This window comes from Pseudomonas sp. ITEM 17296, from assembly GCF_028895205.1.
Classification (GTDB): domain Bacteria; phylum Pseudomonadota; class Gammaproteobacteria; order Pseudomonadales; family Pseudomonadaceae; genus Aquipseudomonas; species Aquipseudomonas kermanshahensis.
On record NZ_WJRS01000006.1, the window covers coordinates 252480 to 271566 of the forward strand.

General features: G+C 64.1%; 14 protein-coding genes, 1 pseudogene and 1 riboswitch. Of the genes and pseudogenes, 5 read left to right on the forward strand and 10 right to left on the reverse strand.

The window, feature by feature from the left end; genetic code table 11:
* Positions 1-2: 2 nt before the first annotated feature.
* A riboswitch (TPP riboswitch) is annotated at positions 3-117 on the reverse strand.
* Between the two features lie 243 nt (positions 118-360).
* Positions 361-3753: an Ig-like domain-containing protein gene (locus GIB19_RS10070; RefSeq protein WP_274885376.1), complete on the forward strand. Its 3393-nt coding sequence runs from the start codon at positions 361-363 to the stop codon at positions 3751-3753.
* Here the strand turns inward: GIB19_RS10070 and GIB19_RS10075 are convergent.
* Complete coding sequence (locus tag GIB19_RS10075; RefSeq protein WP_157765553.1) at positions 3746-3898, reverse strand: hypothetical protein; 153 nt, start codon at positions 3896-3898, stop codon at positions 3746-3748. The genes GIB19_RS10070 and GIB19_RS10075 overlap by 8 nt on opposite strands.
* On the opposite strand from GIB19_RS10075, the gene GIB19_RS10080 reads away from it, so the two are divergent.
* The 3 genes from GIB19_RS10080 to GIB19_RS10090 all read left to right on the forward strand — a co-directional run bounded on the left by GIB19_RS10080 (position 3897) and on the right by GIB19_RS10090 (position 8314).
* On the forward strand, positions 3897-4883 hold the full coding sequence (locus tag GIB19_RS10080) for an SCO family protein (RefSeq protein ID WP_274885377.1): 987 nt from the start codon (positions 3897-3899) through the stop codon (positions 4881-4883). The two genes, GIB19_RS10075 and GIB19_RS10080, sit on opposite strands and share 2 nt — an antisense overlap.
* 80 nt (positions 4884-4963) lie before the next feature.
* A complete protein-coding gene (locus GIB19_RS10085; protein ID WP_274885378.1) occupies positions 4964-7291 on the forward strand; it encodes a putative bifunctional diguanylate cyclase/phosphodiesterase in 2328 nt (775 codons plus the stop codon).
* A 42-nt stretch (positions 7292-7333) separates the two neighbouring features.
* On the forward strand, positions 7334-8314 hold the full coding sequence (locus GIB19_RS10090; protein ID WP_218186931.1) for a site-specific integrase: 981 nt from the start codon (positions 7334-7336) through the stop codon (positions 8312-8314).
* Here GIB19_RS10090 and GIB19_RS28255 read toward each other — a convergent pair.
* Together GIB19_RS28255 and GIB19_RS28260 are read right to left on the reverse strand one after the other, a co-directional pair.
* Entirely contained in the window at positions 8304-9356 is a 1053-nt protein-coding gene (locus tag GIB19_RS28255) for an SMP-30/gluconolactonase/LRE family protein (RefSeq protein WP_371098215.1), read from the reverse strand. The genes GIB19_RS10090 and GIB19_RS28255 overlap by 11 nt on opposite strands.
* Before the next feature lie 27 nt (positions 9357-9383).
* Positions 9384-10028: pseudogene (locus tag GIB19_RS28260) on the reverse strand (SDR family NAD(P)-dependent oxidoreductase); the annotation flags it as partial.
* A gap of 192 nt (positions 10029-10220) precedes the next feature.
* Between GIB19_RS28260 and GIB19_RS10100 the strand changes: the two are divergent.
* Positions 10221-11162, forward strand: a complete 942-nt coding sequence (locus tag GIB19_RS10100; RefSeq protein WP_027595404.1) for a LysR family transcriptional regulator — start codon at positions 10221-10223, stop codon at positions 11160-11162.
* Between the two features lie 2 nt (positions 11163-11164).
* Here GIB19_RS10100 and asnB read toward each other — a convergent pair whose 3' ends face one another.
* Genes asnB through GIB19_RS10135 form a run of 7 tightly spaced genes read right to left on the reverse strand, consistent with a single transcriptional unit; the run spans position 11165 to position 19071 of the window.
* Positions 11165-13000 carry an asparagine synthase (glutamine-hydrolyzing) gene (gene asnB / locus GIB19_RS10105; RefSeq protein WP_274885380.1) on the reverse strand — a complete coding sequence of 612 codons (1836 nt, stop codon included), beginning with the start codon at positions 12998-13000 and terminating at the stop codon, positions 11165-11167.
* Between the two features lie 10 nt (positions 13001-13010).
* Entirely contained in the window at positions 13011-14396 is a 1386-nt protein-coding gene (locus GIB19_RS10110; protein ID WP_099429395.1) for an amidase, read from the reverse strand.
* Positions 14383-15378 carry an AMP-binding protein gene (locus GIB19_RS10115; RefSeq protein ID WP_099429396.1) on the reverse strand — a complete coding sequence of 332 codons (996 nt, stop codon included), beginning with the start codon at positions 15376-15378 and terminating at the stop codon, positions 14383-14385. The genes GIB19_RS10110 and GIB19_RS10115 overlap by 14 nt, the downstream gene beginning before the upstream one ends.
* Complete coding sequence (locus GIB19_RS10120) at positions 15375-15659, reverse strand: acyl carrier protein (RefSeq protein ID WP_099429397.1); 285 nt, start codon at positions 15657-15659, stop codon at positions 15375-15377. Before GIB19_RS10120 ends, GIB19_RS10115 begins: the two co-directional genes overlap by 4 nt.
* Positions 15656-16063 (reverse strand): hypothetical protein, encoded by a 408-nt coding sequence (locus GIB19_RS10125; protein ID WP_099429398.1) that lies wholly within the window; start codon positions 16061-16063, stop codon positions 15656-15658. Before GIB19_RS10125 ends, GIB19_RS10120 begins: the two co-directional genes overlap by 4 nt.
* A 9-nt stretch (positions 16064-16072) precedes the next feature.
* Complete coding sequence (locus GIB19_RS10130; RefSeq protein WP_274885381.1) at positions 16073-17788, reverse strand: prenyltransferase/squalene oxidase repeat-containing protein; 1716 nt, start codon at positions 17786-17788, stop codon at positions 16073-16075.
* The gene (locus GIB19_RS10135) at positions 17785-19071 is read right to left on the reverse strand and encodes a phenylacetate--CoA ligase family protein (RefSeq protein ID WP_274885382.1); all 1287 of its coding nucleotides are present in this window, start codon (positions 19069-19071) and stop codon (positions 17785-17787) included. The genes GIB19_RS10130 and GIB19_RS10135 overlap by 4 nt, the downstream gene beginning before the upstream one ends.
* Between the last annotated feature and the right edge of the window lie 16 nt (positions 19072-19087).

A 19087-nucleotide genomic window follows, 5' to 3' on the forward strand; every position in this document is an offset into this window, starting at 1 on the left:
AGGCAGGTTTCAAGTCCCATCCCTTCGCCGGCATGATCCGGATCAGGTTCGAAGGGTCACCGCGCTGCAACGCTCAGCGGTTTCTCAGCCCTTTGCCGGGCTCCCCTTGGTGGCCCACAGGTATACAGCAGGTAGGAAGGTGCTGTCACGCCCCAAACACTGGGCCTTGGGTGACCCGCTTGTGGGTGCCTGTCCCCAGCCCTGGCACGCCATTATTTAGCGCGACTCAGGTTTTTAAAGGATTTGTTTAACAAAGCATTACCGAAACATCTGTTGGCACAGCCGTTGCTCAGGCCCCTTAACCAGGCAAAACGCCATTGATGGCCCCAAGCCATACAGCCGCGAGCGAGGCACAAGGCAATGAAAACACCTGCCGTGATTCACCCAACCAGGCACACATTCAAACTGTCTGCCGTCACCGTGCTGATGCTCAGCCTTGGGCTGAACCCGGCAATCGCGTCTTCCCTCGATGACGTCGGCCAGCCGCCGCTGACCGACCCCTCGGCCTATACCGACCAGCCGGACGACCCAAACCCGGCGCTGCTCAACCTGTACACCTTGCCGGAAGCCAACGAAGGCTCGTTGGAGCTGACCGATGGCGTCCATGGCGACCGCTCTACCGTGCGCCAGGACAACGTACTGCCGCCCGCGTTGCAAACCTCTGAAAAGTACCCCACCAACGGCAAGCCCAGCCCGTTGTTCGGTGCGCAGCCGTTCACCCAGCAACTGCTGTTGTTCGAAGAATTCGGCCCGGAAAAGCTCGACCCCAGCATCCCGGCACCTGACCTGACCTTCCCCGTACCAACCCTAGGCGCGGCCCCCGCGCAAGACCCCAATGTGGTCGCCCGCAGCGGCCCCAGTGGCTCCGCCCTGGAAGCCTTCCTCAAGCAACCGGGCCTGTACCCCTTCCCTACCCAGTTCTCCAACGTGCTCGACCGCAACCCGTGGAAAGCGCAGATAGAGATGTTCCTCAACCGCCACCCGGTCGGCTCGCCGGCTGAAGGCCGCCCACCAGGAAAGGGCTGGTCCCATCAGCGCTGGAACGAGTTCTACCCTCAGGCTGCGTTCAAGACCGCCCAAGCTGGCGCACGCATCAACCTCGGGCTGCGTGACCGCAAGCAAATGCACAACTATGCGGTCGGTGAGTTCGCGCCAGGCGGGCTGTACTACCAGACCTCGGACATCCCCACCACGTTGGGCACCACCAAGGGCATCGACACCCGCTTCCACCCAAGCTTCCCTCTGCAAAACCACAAATCGCTGTGGACCTTCGACGGCACCTTCCCGCCCAAGCTGCTGATGGTCCGCTATGGCCAGCCGATCTTGATGCGCCATTACAACGCCTTGCCGATCGACCCGTCGGCCAACGGCGGCTTTGGCTTGCACACCATCTCCACCCACGAGCACAACGGCCACTCCCCGGCCGAGAGCGATGGCTTTGCCAACGCCTACTTCTTCCCCGGCCAGTACTACGACTACCGGTGGCCGGTGCAATTGGCCGGTTACGACACCATCAACACCCGGGCCCAAGACCCGCGCGCCGCGTTCCCCTGCGCACCGGGCGAAACGCTGTACGTCAACGACGCCTCACCGGGCCTTAAAACCTGCGAAAACGGCAGCATCAAGATTCGTGGCGACTGGCGCGAAACCATGAGTACCCACTGGTTCCACGACCACATGATGGATTTCACGGCGCAGAACGTCTACAAAGGCAACGCCGTGATGATGAACTACTACAGCGCCCTGGACCGCGGCAACGAGGCCCTGCAGGATGGCGTCAACCTGCGCTTCCCCAGTGGTTCGGCCATGCCGTGGGGCAACCGCGACTACGACGTCAACCTGGTGATTGCCGACAAAGCCTGGGATGCCAATGGCCAATTGTGGTTCAACCCGTTCAATACCGACGGCTTTCTCGGCGACCAGATCCTGGTCAACTGGCAGTACCAGCCCAAGCTGAAAGTACGGGCGCGTAGCTACCGTTTCCGCATCCTCAATGGGTCGGTGTCGCGCTACTTCAAATTTGCCGTGGTGCGTGAAATCGCCGGCAGCAGCGGCGAATTCAAAGGCCCGTCCGGCTCCAACGTGTCGTATGCCCGCGTGCCGTTCCACATGATCGCCAACGACGGCAACATCATGGAACATGCCGTGCCATTCGACGGCACCCTGGACCTCAACGGCGACGGTGACCTCAAGGACAACAACGGCATTCTGCCGCTGCAAGGCATCGCCGAGCGTTACGACATCATCATCAATTTCGCCAAGAACGGCATCAAGGCAGGCGACAAGCTGTACTTCGTCAACCTGATGGAGCACCAGACCGGCAAGGGCCCGAACCAGGCCATTTCCCTGGCCGATGTGCTGTCGGAGAAATACAAGGCGGTCATCAAGCAGACCAGCAAGGGCCCGCAGTGGGACAAAGGCGACCCGGTGGTGGGCAAGTTCATGCAACTGCTGGTGCAGCCTTACAGCGGCCAGGACCTGAGCATGGACCCAGTCGCTTATGAACCGGCCAAGCCGGGCAAGGCCGCAGGCCTGAAGATGATCCCGCTGACCCTCGACCGCAACGCCGTGGCCGACCAGGCCAAGCTCAAGGATGCCCGCCACCGCGAGTTCATCTTTGGCCGCTCCGACGGCACCGACACCACCCCCTGGACCATCAAGACCGATGGCGGCTTCGGCTACAGCATGGACCCACGGCGCATCAACGCAGCGCCGCAACTGGCCAACGAAGCCACCCAAGGCGGCTTTAGCGGCGACGGCACCCTGGAAGTGTGGAAGATCAAGAATGGCGGCAATGGCTGGAGCCACCCGGTGCATGTGCACTTCGAGGAAGGCATCGTGCTCAGCCGCGACGGCAAGGCACCGCCAGAGTGGGAAAAGTGGGCGCGTAAGGACGTCTACCGCATTGGGCCGGATGCCGACTCGTCGGAAGAAGTGGAAATGGCCATCCGCTTCCGCGAGTTTGCCGGTACCTACATGGAGCACTGCCACAACACCCAGCACGAAGACTCGTCGATGCTGCTGCGCTGGGACCTGGAACACCCTGGCCAGTTCCAGGTGATGCCTACCCCGTTGCCGGGTTGGGACGGTGTGGAATACGTCGCTTCTGTAGGCCTGCCGACCTTCCGCACGTCTGGCCACAATGATAACGACGATACCAACAAGCCACCGGTTGCGGTCAACGACAGTGCTGCCACCACGGCCGGCAAGGCGATCACGCTCAATGTGCTGGCCAATGACACCGACCCCGAGCGCAACCTGCCCTTGACCGTCACTGGCCTCAGCCAGCCGGATTCGGGCATGGGTACCACCAGCACCGACGGCACCACGGTGACCTACACCCCACCGGCCACCGTCGCCACACCGTTCACCGCCAGCTTCAACTACTCGGCGCGCGACGCCAAGGGTGCCGAGTCGGTCGCCCCGGCGGCGGTCAGCATCGCGGTGAGCCCGGCATTACCGGTCGACAACATCCAGGTCAGCAGTGCCTCGGTGCAAGTGCGCAGCGGCAACCGCTACACCTGGGAGCTGGCGGGCACCACCTCGGTGGCTACCGGCAATGCCATCAACGTGACGGTGGCCACCACCAGCGGGCCGTTGAACCTGGGTGCTGCCACGCTGACCGCGGCCACCACGGGTGCCCGTTGGCGGTTGTCGGCTACTACCACCGGCAACGGCCCGGCAACACCGGCGACAGCGACCGTGACGTCGACGCTGGGGCAAAGCGTGACAGCGCCAATCAGCATCAAGTAGGCAAAGCAGGTGTAGGAGCAGCCTTGCGCTGCGAAGAGGCCAGTGACAACACAATGCCATTTTCGGTGCTTTCACTGGCCTTTTCGCAGCACAAGGCTGCTCCTACAACGGTTTGTGTAGGATCTTTTACGGAGGAGTACTTCATGACTGGCTCATGGCGTGTTCTGCTCGTGCTGTCGCTGTTCGCTGCCAGCATCCCGTTCTGGCCCGTGCAGCCCCGGCAAGCCCCACCCCAAGAAACCACCACCCCCTGGGGCGCCGACTACTTCCCCAATACCCCCCTGCTGACCCAGGACGGTGAAAAAGTGCACTTCTTCGATGACCTGATCAAAGACAAGGTCGTCGCCATCAACTTCATCTTCACCGGCTGCTCCGACTCCTGCCCGGTGGAAACCGCGCGCCTGCGCCAGGTGCAAAAAATCCTCGGCGACCGGGTCGGCAAGGACATATTCCTCTACTCCATCAGCATCGACCCCTACAACGACACGCCGGCCACCCTCAAACGTTACGCCGAAAAATTCGCCATCGGCCCTGGCTGGACCTTGCTCACCGGCGAGCCTGCCGACATCGAGCAATTGCGCAGAAGCCTGGGCCTGTACATAGAAGGCCTGGAAAACGGCCGCTCCAAAGACCACAACCTGAGCCTGATCATCGGCAACCAGGCCACCGGCCGCTGGATGAAAGCCTCGCCCTTCGAGAGCCCCTACATCCTCGCCGACCGCCTGGGCAACAGCTTGCACAACTGGAAGCAAGCCAGCGCCATGGCCAACGACTATGCCCATGCGCCGGAAGTCCGCTCGCCCAGCAGCGGCGAGCAGATCTTCCGCACCCGCTGCTCTTCCTGCCATACCCTGGGCGACGCCGAGCCAGGCGTGCAACGGGGCATCGGCCCCGACCTGTTAGGCGTGACCCGGCAACGCGATGCCCGCTGGCTGAGCCGCTGGCTGAAAGAGCCAGATCAGATGCTTGCGCAAAAAGACCCGCTGGCGATGCTGCTGTACGAGCAATACAACCGCCTGGCGATGCCCAACATGCGCCTGGGCGATGCCGAGGTCGCTGCGCTGATGACCTACATCGAAGAAGAAACCACACGCTTGCAGACGCCTTTGGCGGACACGGCAAAACCTTAGAGGCACTTAGCCATCAGTCATCGGCCTGTCATCATACTGTCGTATGTTTTCAGCATCACCCAGGGTCGGGATTATCAGTCGTGATTCGCCGTTCGCTCTCTTCCGCCAGCCTTCTGCGCCTGTTGATCCTGATGCTGTGTGCCGCCACCCTGGCATTTCTCTGGGGGCTGCACTTCTCCCAGAAAGCCGCTGCGCGCCAGGATGCAGTGTCGGCCAAGGCGGCCGAGCACCTGAACCTGGCCAGCATCGTCGCGCAAAGCCTGCGCCAATTGGTCGACCGTGCCCAGGCCGTGGGCCGCGTCACCCAAGGCGACCTGAAGGCCCCGCGCCAGGGCAACGCCAACCTGGCCCGGTTGCTGGCCGAAGACCCGTTGTTCAAACGCATGAGCCTGTACGACCGACACGGCCGGCTCGTGTCGGCCAGCCACGCCGACGACGCCGCAACGCTGCCTGAAGACTGGCTGCGGCAGTTGCAATTGCACGTTGCCCGCTACGGCTTCAAACCCTTCATGCCCAGTATCGAGGTGCAAAGCCCGCTTAGCGCCCTGCCCAACTGGCGTCTGCCGTTCATATTGCCGCTGACCGACCTACCCGGCCGCGAAATCGACAACATCCTGGTGGTGCAGCTGGACATCGGTTACCTGGCGGTGCTGTTCCAGCGCATCGACCTGGGCAGCACCGGCCTGATGCGCCTGCTGCAGGACGATGGCCACGAACGCCTGCGCATCGACTCCAGCGGGGTGATCGTGGCCGCCGACAGCCTGGAGCCTGATTTACCGCAGGCCGGGCCTGACGCGGGCGCGTTCACGCAGTATTCACCCGGCGGCCCCTACCAGAGCCTGTACCGGCGCGAGGCCGAGCGAGGCTTTAGCGTGGTGGTCAGCCAACGCTACGAAGAAATCCTGGCGCCGACGGCCTTGGCCTACTCACGGCAGTTCTGGCTGAACCTGAGCATGACCCTGATGATTCTGGCCAGCCTGGTGTGGACGTTGCGCCTGCTGCGCAAACGCCAGGAAGCGTTCAGCGCCCTGGAGCACGCACAGCAGGTCAACCAGCAACTGATAGAGCGGCTTGAGGACGAACACCGGCGCAGCAGCCACGCCGCGGCCACTGACCACCTCAGTGGCCTGCACAACCGCCGCCAGTTCGTCGAAGTCGCTGGGCTTGCGCTGACCCGGCAACGGGGCAAACGCCGGTTGATGGCCATCCTGTTCATCGACATGGACCGTTTCAAGTCGATCAACGACTCACTCGGCCACAAGATCGGCGACCTGCTGCTGCAAGCCGTGGCCGGGCGAATCCAACGGTTGTTGGAGCCGGGCGACGAAGCCTCGCGTTTTGGTGGTGACGAGTTCGTGGTACTGCTGGCCGGTCAGCGCAGCGAAGAACAGATCAACGCCTGGGTACGCGAGTTGGTGCAGAAACTCTCGACCACCTATGCGCTGGATGGCCAGGAGGTCAACACCAGCCCCAGCGTCGGCGTCAGCATCTGCCCTCGCGATGGCCAAGACATCGACAGCCTGATCCGCTGCGCCGATGCCGCGATGTACTCGGCCAAGCAGGCCGGGCGTGCCCAGTACCGCTTCTTCGACCCGTCGCTGAACCTTTCCGATATCCATGCCTTCACCCTCGAGCAAGCCTTCGGCGCGGCGTTGGCCGAGCGCCAGTTCATCCTGCATTACCAACCGCAGATCCGCCTCGATACCCACCAGGTGCTGGGCTACGAGGCACTGGTGCGCTGGGACCACCCGGAATTCGGCCTGCTTTACCCGGACCGCTTCATCGGCCTGGCCGAGCGCAGTGGCTTTATCATCGAGCTTGGCTGGGAAGTGCTGCGCCTGGCTTGTGAGGCGCTCGCCCGTTGGCACGCGCAGGGCCGCGAAGCGCGCCTGGCGGTCAATGTTTCGGCGCTGCAGTTGCGCCAGGCAGGGTTCAGCACGCGGCTACTGAACAAATTGCAAAGGTACGGCATCGCCCCACACCGGTTGGAGCTGGAAATCACTGAAACCACCATCCTTGACCCCGAGGGCACGGCGGTCGAGCACCTGCAGCGCTTGCGCGAAGCGGGCCTGGGCATCAGCCTGGACGATTTCGGGCGCGGCTATGCAGGGTTCGCGCACCTGCACTCGCTGCCGTTGAGCAAGCTGAAAATCGACCGTTCGTTGATTGCGCCGTTGTCCAACAGCCATGACGACAGCCCGATCGTCTCCTCCACCATCATCCTGGCCAAGCGCCTCGGCCTGGAGGTGGTGGCCGAAGGTGTGGAGACCCGTGAGCAAGTGGTGTGCCTGAAGCTCGCCGGTTGCGACATTGCCCAGGGGTATCACTTCAGCCGCCCACTGTCGGCGGCACAACTGCTCGACTACCCACCCTTCAACGGCATCGATGAAAAGGTAGGTGTCTACTAAAGAGGGACGAGTGCCAGGACAGGCAAGCCGATTCGGTTTATCGTGTCACCACTGAATACCGGCTACTGCACCATGACCGACATCGAGCGCTACGTCCGCGCCGCCACCCGTGACAACACGCGGCGCAGCTACCAGGCTGCCATCGACCATTTCGAGACCCAGTGGGGTGGTTTCCTGCCGGCCACCGCCGAGGGCGTGGCCCGTTACCTGGCCGACCACGCCGAGCAGCACGCGGTGAGCACCCTACGTCAACGCCTCGCGGCCCTCAGCCAATGGCACATCAGCCAGGGCTTCCCCGACCCGACCAAGGCGCCGCTGGTGCGCCAGGTACTGCGCGGTATTCGCACCCTGCACCCGACACCGCCAAAACAGGCTGCACCGCTGTTGCTGCAACACCTGCAAACCGCCGTGCAATGCTTCGAGGACGAAGCCCGCCAGGCACGCGAATGCCACGACTTGACCACCCTGCGCCGAGCGCGTCGCGACACGGCGCTGCTGTTGCTGGGGTTTTGGCGAGGGTTTCGGGGGGACGAGCTGGCGCGCCTGCGCGTCGAGCACATCCAGGCTGAAGCCGGTGTCGGCATCACCTTGTTCCTGCCTCGCAGCAAGGGTGACCGCGAAGCGCTTGGCGTGCAGCACCGCACGCCAGCACTCAAGGCGTTGTGCCCGGTCAGCGCGTACCTGCAGTGGATCGAAGTGGCCGGCATCGCCCATGGCCCGGTGTTTCGCAAGCTCGACCGCTGGGGCAACCTCAGCGACGCGGCGCTCAACAGCAACAGCCTGGTTGGGCTGCTCCGGCGCATGCTGGAGCGTGCCGGGGTACCGGCGGCGTTGTACACCGGCCACTCGCTGCGCCGTGGTTTCGCCACGTGGGCCACGGCCAATGGTTGGGAACTGAAGTCGTTGATGAGCTACGTGGGCTGGAAGGACGCCAAGTCAGCACTGCGCTACATCGACTCGGCGCAACGCTTTGGTGAGCTGGCCGTGTTACCGGCCAGCCAGGTGCACAACCTCATTCCTTGAAGGCGTGGCGAGCAATGCCGCCGATTTCCGGGCGAATTGCATAGAGGTCGCCGGCATCCGGGTAGTGCCGCAGCTCTACAGCGTTCATGCCGAACCGCGCGGTGGTGATATACAAGGTGGTCATCCCTTCACCGCCAAAGCAGCAACTGGTCGGGCGCGTCACCGGCATCACCACCTGGTCGGTCAGGTGGCCGTGACGGTCGTAACGCAGCAGGCAACTGCCATTGAACTGGCACACCCACAGCCCGCCTTCGCGGTCTAGCGCAATGCCGTCCGGGCGCCCCAGCTCAGCAGGTGTTTCGGCAAACAGCGTAACCTCGGTCAAGCGGCCTTCGGGCAGGTACTCTGCGCGGTAGATGGCGCGGGCGACCGAGTCGACGAAGAAAACGCTTTTCCCGTCTTCAGACCAGGCCAGCCCGTTAGGCAGCGCCATGCCATCGTGGATCACCTGGTCGCTCAGTTCCGCGTCGAAACGGAACAAGGCGCCGGTCTTGCCACTTGGGGCTTCGTCCATCAGGCCGCTGACGAAACGGCCCTGGGGGTCGCAGGCACCATCGTTGAAACGGTAGGTGGAACGCGGGTGAACCGGCACGGAGTATTGCCGCACCTTGCGCGCGTTCACGTCCAGAATGGCGACACTGGAATCCTCGGTGAAGATCAAGTTGCCCTGGTCGGTCAGGGCCAGGGCGCCAATGCGTGCGGCCGACTCATACAGGCTTTCGACCTCGCCGTCCGGGTTCAGCCGATTGATGCGCCCATCGGTGATATCGACGAAGTACAGCGCGCCGCTGCGCGCGTCCCAAACCGGGCTCTCGCCCAGGTCGGCGCGGGTGTTGGCGACCTTGACCGGTACGTAGTGGCATTCCTTGATGCGGCTCCAGCGTTCGGCCACTTCCTTGAAGTTGCCCGCCTGTACCCGCGCCAGGTCGCGTGGGTAGCTGACGCCGCTGTTCTCGGTGAAACGGGTGGCGGTGAACTGCCCGTTGCTGGCACGCAGGATGTAGCCCGTGTCGCGGCACAGCGAGCTGGCCAGGTACAACAACCCTGGGGTGACCCATTCGGGCTTGAGCTCTTCCGGTGCCTGGGTCACGCCCCACATGCGGGTCTTGGCCACGGGCGAGATGGCATTGACCAGGATGCCGTGCTCCATCCCTTCCATGCTCAAGGCGTTCATGATGCCGACCTGGGCCATCTTGCCGGCTGAGTAGGCGACCAGCCCCGGCTGCGAATAGCGCTGGTACATGGCGCGGTCCGAGGTGGTCAGCACCACACGCGGGGCTGCGGAATGCTTGAGGTACTTCCAGGCATGCTTGGCCAGCCACACCGGGGCGTGCACGCTGATGCCCAGCGCGCGCTGAAGAAAGGCTTCTTCCTGCGCTTCAATGCCCTGGTAATCGACCCAGCCTGCATTGTGAATGAGGATATCCAGTGCGCCAAACTGCTCGATGGCCAGCTCGATCAATTGTTGGCAGGCGCGTTCGTCTTCCAATTGCCCGGCATGGGCGATCGCGTTGTAGCCCTTGGCCTGCAGGGCCGCGAGTGCCTGGGCCAGGGCCGACGGGTCCTCGCCCTGGCCTGCCCGGTCAGTCCCCAGGTCGCTGATGACCACGCGGGCGCCTCGCTCGGCCAGTGCCATGGCGTAAGCCAGGCCCAGCCCTTGGGCAGCACCGGTGATGATCGCGACTTTGTTCTTGAATGGGTCTGTGATTGGCATTGCAGGGCACCTTCGATTCTCCTTTTTTACGATAACAATAAAAAAATCAATGACTTAATATTAAAAGCATGCAACTTTGATATCTCAGGGATATCACCGAGGCTTTGTCACTCGGTGGCCACGCACTATGATGGCCGCCTTGCAGGGGTGGCGCCTGCCAGGCACCCCGGCAAGTCGATGAAGGAACATAGAATGATCGAGACACGTTTGCTCAGGCAGTTCATCGCCGTAGCCGAAGAACTGCACTTCCACAAGGCCGCCATCCGCCTGCACATGGCGCAGCCGCCCCTGAGCCAAGCGATCAACCGCCTTGAAGAAAAGCTCGGCTTCAGCCTGTTTCTGCGCAACAAGCGCGGGGTCAAGCTGACTGCCGCTGGCATGGCCTTTCTGGAAACCGCCTACCGCACGCTCAAAGAGCTGGAGCAAGGCATTGAATACGCGCGCAATGTCTCGGAAGGCATCTGCGGCAAACTGACCATCACGGCCATCTCCATTGCGTATTACGAGTCGCTGCTCACGACCTTGCGCAGGTTCCGCGAGGTCTACCCAAATGTACGCCTGACCATCCGCGAGATGCCCTCAGCCTCGCAGGCCAAGGCCTTGATGGCCGGCGAAGCCGACATCGGTTTCATGCGCAAGCTGCCGATGCCGCCCGATACCATCGAGTCGCGGCTGTTGCTCAACGAGCAGATCATCATGGCCCTGCCCGCCAACCACGCCAGGGCCCATCAGCCGCTGGTCGACCTGCGCGATTTTGCCGAAGAGGACTTCGTCTTCACCCCGCAAGCCCTGGGCAGTGGCTACCACAGCCAGTTGATCGCCCTGTGCGAGTCGGCCGGTTTCTACCCCAAGGTGGTGCAGGAGGCGGCGCAGATCCACACCCTGATCGGCCTGGTCGCCTGTGGCTTCGGCGTGGCCCTGGTGCCGGAGTCGATCGCTTACTCGACGCTGCGTGAGCGCGTGCAATTCCGCCCGATCCGCCCGATCAAGGACCAGCCCACCCCAACCATGGGCCTGTACATGAACTGGAACATCCAGAACGCTTCGCCGGCCCTGGGCAGTTTCATCGCCATGCTCGACCAGGGCGCGCCGAAGCGCTTCAGCGACACCCTGCAGAACCCTCTGATCCTGTAGCCCTACACCGTCAACCGGTACTCACGTAGCCAGGTGTCCAGCGCCAGGGCCGTCTCCAGGTTGTTACGCCGCAGTTGCGAGTTGAAATAGCCCTCGGGCTGGCGCAACTCGGCGGCCAGCCGGCCGTGGTCGATGACCTGGAACACGGGCCGGACTGGCGCCTTCAGCAACTGCCGAATGCGCTCGCGCAGAAAGCGCTCATAGGCCAGGTTCGCCGAGGTCGGGTACGGGGTTTTGCGCCGTTGCAACACCGCAGGCGGTACCCGGTCGGCGCCGGCCTGCTTGAGCAGCCATTTTTCCTCGCCATCCTTGCCCTTGATCGACCACGGCACGTTGTACACGTACTCCACCAGTGAATGATCAGTGAACGGCACCCGCACCTCGAGGCTCGCGGCCATGCTCAGGCGGTCCTTGCGATCGAGCAGAATCGGCAGCCAGCGCTGCAGGTGCATGTGGCAGATTTCGCGCATGCGCCGTTCCTGCGGGCTGTCCCCTGGCAGATGCTCGACGCTGTCCAGGGCCTGGTGATAACAGCTGTCCTGATACTGGGCAAAATCGCAGGCTCGGTTGAACTCAGGGTTGATCAGCTCGGGCTGCAGCAGTTGCATGCGCGACAGCCAAGGGAAGCGCGCTGCGGCCACGGCCTGCGGGTCGCGGAACCAGGCGTAGCCGCCAAACACTTCATCTGCCGCCTCACCGGAGATGGCCACCGTGGAATGCGCGCGGATCGCCTTGAACAACAGGTACAGCGAGGTATCCACGTCACCGAAGGTGGCCGCGCTGTCGTTGGCGCGGTACACCGCCAGGCGGGCCGGGTCCGACACCAACTCCCGGTTGTCGATGAGGATGGTCTGGTGCCGGCTGCCGATGTACTGGGCCGCCGCCAGGGCATAAGGCTGGTCACGTTCGGGGCGAAACGCATCACCCTGAAACTGCTCGGCCTGGCCGACGAAATCCACCGAGAACGAATTCACCGCCCCGCCCTGCTCGGCCGCTAACCGCTGTTGCGCCATGGCGGTCAGCAGGGTCGAGTCCAGGCCACCGGACAGCAGCGAGCAAACCGGCACATCGGCATGCAACTGCTCCCCCATGGCATTGTCGAGCAGCTCGCGGGTGCGTTCGACCGTGGTCGCCACGTCGTCCTGATGCTCGCGGCGTTGCAACTGCCAGTAGCGGCTGATCTTAACCTGCCCCTGGGGCCGCCAGGACAACCGATGCCCCGGCGGCAGTTCGCTGACCCCGCGAAAGGCAGTGCGGGTGGTCCCACGGGACAGGCTCAAGGCATCCACCAGGCCTACCGCGTCCAGGGTGCTGGCAACCTCGGGGTGGGCAAGAATCGCCTTGATCTCGGAGCCGAACAGCAGCCCCTGCTGGTGCCGGGTGTAGTACAGCGGTTTGACCCCCAGGCGATCGCGCACCAACAGGAAGTGACCGTCGCGCCCATCGAACACGGCGAAGGCGAACATGCCATTGAGGTGGTCGCAGCACTGCTCGCCCCACTCCAGGTAGGCGTGCAGCACCACCTCGGTGTCGCTGCGCGTATGAAACACATGCCCGGCCTGGCGCAAGCGTTCGCGCAGGGCATGGTGGTTATAGACCTCGCCGGTGTACACCAGCGCGACGTCTTCACCCGTGGCGAAGCGGTAGGTCATGGGCTGCACGCCACCGCTCAGGTCGATGATGGCCAGGCGCCGATGCCCCAGCAAGGCGTTGCGGTGCTGCCAGCTGCCGCTGGCATCCGGCCCGCGCAAGGCCAGGGTATCGGTCATGGCGCCGAGCACCTGGCGCTGTTGCGCGAGGTCGCGGGTGTAGTCCACCCAGCCTGTAATTCCGCACATGGTTCGCCCCTTACACCTGAAGACGACGGGTAGGCAGCAGGCCGATCAGCGCCTGCACACGTTTGGCGATGTCCAGCAACTGCAGCTCGCTGTCGCGTCGGCCCATGATCTGTATCGCCAGGGGCGCCTTGCCGTCAGCGCTGAGGGCGATCGGCACGGTAATGGCCGGCAGGCCGCTGAAGCTAGCCAGAGGGGTGAAACCGATTTTCTGGGCGTAGTCGTGATCGTCCGGTGACGGAATGGTCGAATCACCTGGTTGTGGGCTGCGCCGGTCGAAGGGCCGGTTCGGGTCCATCGGGAAAATAACGACATCCACCTGGGCGGCCTCGAACCAGGCATCGATACCCGCCCGCACGGCGTCCATGCGGGCATGAATGCGCGAGTAGTCGCTGTCGCTTACCCCTTCACCCACCTTGAGCGCGCTAAGCGTTGACCAATGCAGTTCGCAGTCGAAGCGCCGCGCCCAGGCCGCAGATGCCAGCCAAGCGTCGCGCGCGCACAGCTGCCAGGCATCGCCACGGCAGGCCCACAGGTCGGGCATGGCCACTTCACGCGGGGCCATGCCCAGGTCGGCCAGTGCAATACGGGCCTGGCTCAACATGTCGAGCATTGGTGCGCTGGTCAGTGCGGGGTCGAGCGCGTGTTCAAGCACGCCGACACGGTACTGCTGCTTGAGCGGCTGCTGATCGCCCAGCAACGGCCCCAAGCCCAGCATCGGCAGCAGCAGGGCAAGGTCGTCGGCGCTGCGAGTCACCCAACCCAAGGCGTCCATGCGGGGCGACAGCGGGAATACACCGGCCAGGCTGGCGGCCTTGTGGGTCATGCGCAGGCCGACCATGCCACAGTGGGACGCCGGCCAACGCACCGAGCCCAGCACATCGGTACCCAACGAGATGTCGCACAGGCCTGCAGCCACGGCAACCGCAGACCCGGTGCTGGAACCCGACGGGTCGATGGTCGGGAAATGCGGGTTGCGGCAGCCTGCGCCGAACGCGATGTTCAGCTCGGTGGTCGCCACCTTGCTGGTCAGCGCGATACGCGGGTCGAGGTGGCTCAGCGCCTCGGCGCTGCGTTGCGGGTAGTGACGGTAGCTGCGCAGCCCCAGGCGGGTCGGCAGGCCGGCGACGTCCACGGTGTCCTTCACCCCCAGCCGGATCCACGGCGCTTCGACTGGGCGGGTGCTGGTCAGACAGCGATAGTGGCTGTCGGCGTGATCGCGCCAGGCCTCATACTGTGCAGCCCAATCAGCCGCCAGCGCAGGGCTGCGCTCTAGCAGTTCGAGGCGCTTGCGCAGGCTTAGGCCGAGGTATTCGGGCTGTTCGCGGCCACTGGTCAGCGGCGCACCGCAGTGGTTCAGGTAATGGGCGATGGTGCCCTGGGTATCAGCGTGGCTCATGGGTGTATTCCTTGACAGTTAATGAGGCGGCCCACGGTTGGGGCTTGCCGGTGGTAGACAGCGGCAGGTGTGCGACCCGGCGCACGGCGACCGGTCGCGGGTGGTGCGCAGGCCAGTGCGTGAGCGCTTCGCGCACGGCCTGCTCGGTCAACGTTGGCGAACTGAACAGCACTTCGAACGCTTCGGCGCGCAACCCATCGCGCACCGGCACGCAGGTCAGGTTCGGGCACTGCAGGCGTTGGCCGAGCTCGCAGGCCAGGCGCGCCAGGTCGAGCCGAACCCCGTTGACCTTGATCAGGCTGCTGGCCCGGCCCAGCCATTGAAAGCGTCGCGCGTCCAATGGCAGCACCAGGTCATCGCAACGGTGATGGTGTGCCGGGGTTGCAGCGCCCTGCTCCCGCGCGATACGTGGGCTGCTGACGTCTAGCGGGCCGGCAGCGCCGATCGGGCTCAGCAACTCGACATCGCTCAGCAGCGTCCACGGTTGCTCTGCGGTACTTTGCGCATCCAGCGCGCGATAGGCCATGGCGCCGGTTTCGGTGGCACCCAGCAGCTCGATGAAGCGCACCTGCGGCCCTGCAAAGCGGTGCACGGTGGCCAACGCGTCCGGTGGCAACAGCGATGCGCTGTGCACCACCAGTACCGAACGCCGTGCTGACAGGCGCGCCAGCAGTGCAGGCAAGAGCCGCCAGGTACTGGCAATGGCGAGGATCACACAGGGCCCGTCGCCATCGAGTTGCGGTAACTGCTGCTGTTCCAACGAGCAGGCCTGCAACCGCGCGCTCAGCCATTGCGCACCGACCTCGCCCAGGATCATCCCGTAGCTGTGGCAGCTCGGCGCGAACGACAGGACCTCGGTCGCGTCAGCCGCCCAGCGGCCGAGAATCAGCGCGGCCTCGTCGACCATTTGCGCGTGGCTGCGTAGCCAGTGGCGTGGCGCGCCGGTGGAGCCCGACGTGGTGAACAGATGATCGCCGCTCACGGGGTGGCCTGCAGGGTCAATTGGTCTTCGCGTTTCTGGGCGACGAACTGCTCCATCTTTTCCAGTGTTTCAAACCAGTAGCGAACGTCGTCACTCAGGTAATCCACTTCGATGGCGAAACAGCCTTCAATGGCGGTGATGACTTCGACGGCCATCAGGCTGTCGAAGCGTTCGCCTAGAAAATCGCGGAAGCTGTCGCGCTTATCGATGGCGTTGACCTCGTCGCCGAGTAGTTGCGCCAGTGCCTGACGAATCTGCTGCTCAATAGAAAGGTTGCTCACGCGCCTGGTTTTCCTTGTTGATGGTGGGCATTGATCAATGCCGTTCCCGCGCTGTAGAACACGTGTTCTGGCAGGATCGGATCAAACTGCAGGTAGATGAAAGCGTTCGGGTAGTGACTCACCAGACAACGGTGCAGGCCTTCGGCCAAGACCGCATGGGCTAGCCCGTCGCGCGCCGCCGACAGGGTGATGCGCAGGTAGAACTGCAACGCCACACCGTTGCCATCCGCGGTCGGCAATGGCATGCCGGCGCTGAACACACACCCAGGTTCCAGCACTTTGAAAAACACCATGCAGTGCGCGGTATCGGCGCCCTGCGCTTTCAGCAGGCGGGTGAGCGCCAGGGCCAGGCGCTTGCGCTCGATGGGCTGCAGTGGTGCGCAGGTAACAGTAATGGTTGGCATGCCTGCTCCTCACGACAGCTGCAGGTTGGGCAGGTGCTGACGCCTGCCTTCGGCAAACGCCTGCAACAGGCGCCCCAGGCAATCGGACAGTGCGTCGTGGCCCTCCAGGTACAGCGGCGACCAGGCATGGCCTTGGCCGCTGCGCACTTTGTCGAGAAAGAACTGCAGGTGCGCGCGGTCGACCGGCAACCCCTGCGCGGCGCCGAACGCCACGGCCTGGTAGGTGCTGAGCAAATCAGGGATGCGCTGCCCCAGATTGGCGAAGCCGCCCTGGCGCACCTTGTGCGCAACCAGCAGTTCGTTTGCCTGCTCGCGCACATCCCAGCCCACATGGTGCAGGCAGATCAAGGCTTGCAGGCTGGCACGCAAGGACGCCTGCCCTCGTGGGTAGGCGGCGTGCCCACCTTGCTGAGCGCAACTGGCCACAAAGGCCTCCAGCGCCACAAGGTTGACCCCAGCGTTGTTGCCCAGTTGCTGGAGGATCGCCACCGCAGACGCCGTGGACACCAGGTCCGACCCGCGCCCCTCCCAGAACCCGAAGCCACCATCGGGGTTCTGCAACGAGGCCAGCCAGTGCCCGACCGCCTTGCGCGCCGCTGGCTGGCCGGCGAAGGCGCCCGCCGCCAGGCCCCAATTGGTGCAGCGGACTTCGGCGCCCCGCCCTGGCATGTACATGAGCCCAGGCTCGTTAGGCATCTGGCAGCCTTCGATCCAGTGCAGCGCTGCCGCCCGCTGCGCAGCGCTCAGCTGATCGCCAAGCACGGCAGCCGCCGTGGTCAGCACATCCGCCGCGCTGTCGACCTGCCGATAGGTGTAGCCACCCTGAGGCAGCGCCAAGGTCGCGATGAACCGTGCAATGTCATCTGCCAGGTGGGCCACCGGCTCTCCCAACGCCTTGAGCGAGCCCACCGCGCAAAAAGCGGCCCAGACGTCCTCGCCGTCATAGCCCTGCCAACGCACGAAAGCGCCACTGGGCCGACGCAGTGCGTCGATCCAGGCGACACAACCGTGGCGCGCCAACGGCTGCGCATGCAATGCCGCAAGGCTCGCCGTGGCGCGGTAGGTCGCCCACAGGCACGGCTGCTCGGCAGCCTCGCTGAAGCGAAAGCCGCCGCTTTCCACCTGCTGCGCCTGCAACCAGGCAATCAACCGCGGCAGGTCCCACCGCGGCGCGGGCAGCCCTTGCTGGGCCAGGGCTCGTGCGGCCATTACGCCGTAGAAGCAGGCACGGGTGTCGGCCAAGTTGCGCCGGGCAAAGTCCGCGGACCAACTGAGGCCGCCATTGCTGCACTGCAGCCCTTCCAGCCAGGCGTACAACGCCGGGGCATCGGCCACCTGCCCCTGGCACACCTCGATTAACGTGCGCACGGCATAGTGGGTGGCCCAGACGTCCGCCGTCTGCCCGCTACACATGGCGTAGGCATCACCGTCGAACAGGGTCTGAAGCCAATCGGCAGTTTGGGCGCCATGGTCAATGGCGATACCCAGGTCCTTGAGGGTTTCGGTGCAATAAAAAGTCGCCCAGGCGTCGGATGGCATGCCCTTGCTCCAGGCGAACCCCCCGTCGCGGTTACGCCGGGACTGGATATAGCTGTGCAGGGCCGGCGTATCGACGCTGTCGAGGCGCTCGATCCAGGCCAGGCTGCGGATCGCGGCGTACGTGCACCACAAGTCAGGCTGGCCATTGCCCAGGCCGTGCCCTTGGGTAAGGGGTGACGTGGTCATTGCTTGCCCCCCACGAAGCGCAGGTTGGTCTTTTTCCAGCTTTTTTGCGAGCCACCGCTCTTGTTGATGGCTGACAAGTTGTTGACGAACAGCACACGGCTCCAGCGCAGCCCCATCAGTTGCTCGGAACGTGCCAGCAGCTGCGCTTGCAATGGGCCTTCCTGGGTGTTGTCCCAGTGCACGTCACGTTCAAGGATCAACGCGGCGCTGTCGTTCTGGCGGTCGATTTCGATCACATAGCCGGTGGCGTCGCAGGCGCCGTAGACCACCTCTTCGACGGCGCGAATCTCAAGGTCCACCCCGGCCACCGCGATGCTGTCGCTGTCGCGGCCATTGACCAACAGGCTGGGGCTACTCCGCCCGGCTTGCCACGGCGCGGTAAGGGTGACGCTGTCGCCGGTGTCCAGCCGCAGTAACGGGCGCGCGTACAGGTTCAGCGGGGTGACGACGAGGCGGCCTGTCAGGCCTTCGGCGGGCGTTACCAGCCTGCCGTCCGGCAACAGCAGCTCGAAATAATTCGTGGCCGTGGCCAGGCGCATCTGCTGGCCCGCGCCTACGGCTGCCAGCGTGCCGGTCTCGGTACTGCCATAACTGGCGTCGTGTACCTCGCAGTGCCACCCGCGGGCCAAACGGTCACGAAACGGCTGGGTGTTGACCTCGCCCAGCAGCATGATCGTGCGCACCGACTGGGCAAACGTGTCGAGCAGCTCCCGCTGCTTGAGGTAGCGGGTCAGTTGCACCAGTACGCCGGGGGCGATGAACAGCACCGTGGGCCGGTAGGTGCCGAAGGTCGTGCACACCCGTTCCCAGTCGGTGATGCCGGTGGTAAAGGGATAGAGCCGTACATGCGACACGTCGAGGTATTCGCAGACGTTGGCGATCAGGTCGCCGACCGGCACGATGTCCGATGGCATCAGGTTGGCCACCCGCGCCCCGGGCTGCAGCACCGCTCGCCAGTGACTGGCGACGCTGACGGCATTCCAAATGATGTCGTGTTTCAGGCGCGGGGTTGGGGTTGGCTCGCCGGTGGTGCCCGTGGTGGCGTAGTACTTGGCCGCATCGCCAAGGGCTACGGTGCAAAACGCCAAGGGTTGGCTTTTCAGCGCGGCCTTGGCGGTCAGCGGCAATTGCTGGAACGCTGTGAAGCTGTAGGGGCCAATCCCTGCGTAATGGCTACTGTGTTGCGCACGCGTCCAGACTGCTTGCAACTTGCGTTCATAAAATGCGGCATCGGGCACGCGCCCGACCTGCTGTTGAAGTTCGCCCTCGGCATCCTTCAACACGCCGAAATCCTTATCG

What these genes read in the sequence shown, in the direction of transcription:
- GIB19_RS10110 (WP_099429395.1), bottom strand. Translation starts at nt 14,396, where the DNA reads ATGAGCCACGCTGATACCCAGGGCACCATCGCCCATTACCTGAACCAC.
- GIB19_RS10080 (WP_274885377.1), top strand. Translation starts at nt 3,897, where the DNA reads ATGACTGGCTCATGGCGTGTTCTGCTCGTGCTGTCGCTGTTCGCTGCC.
- GIB19_RS10075 (WP_157765553.1), bottom strand. Translation starts at nt 3,898, where the DNA reads ATGAAGTACTCCTCCGTAAAAGATCCTACACAAACCGTTGTAGGAGCA.
- asnB (WP_274885380.1), bottom strand. Translation starts at nt 13,000, where the DNA reads ATGTGCGGAATTACAGGCTGGGTGGACTACACCCGCGACCTCGCGCAA.
- GIB19_RS10125 (WP_099429398.1), bottom strand. Translation starts at nt 16,063, where the DNA reads ATGCCAACCATTACTGTTACCTGCGCACCACTGCAGCCCATCGAGCGC.
- GIB19_RS10130 (WP_274885381.1), bottom strand. Translation starts at nt 17,788, where the DNA reads ATGACCACGTCACCCCTTACCCAAGGGCACGGCCTGGGCAATGGCCAG.
- GIB19_RS10070 (WP_274885376.1), top strand. Translation starts at nt 361, where the DNA reads ATGAAAACACCTGCCGTGATTCACCCAACCAGGCACACATTCAAACTG.
- GIB19_RS10100 (WP_027595404.1), top strand. Translation starts at nt 10,221, where the DNA reads ATGATCGAGACACGTTTGCTCAGGCAGTTCATCGCCGTAGCCGAAGAA.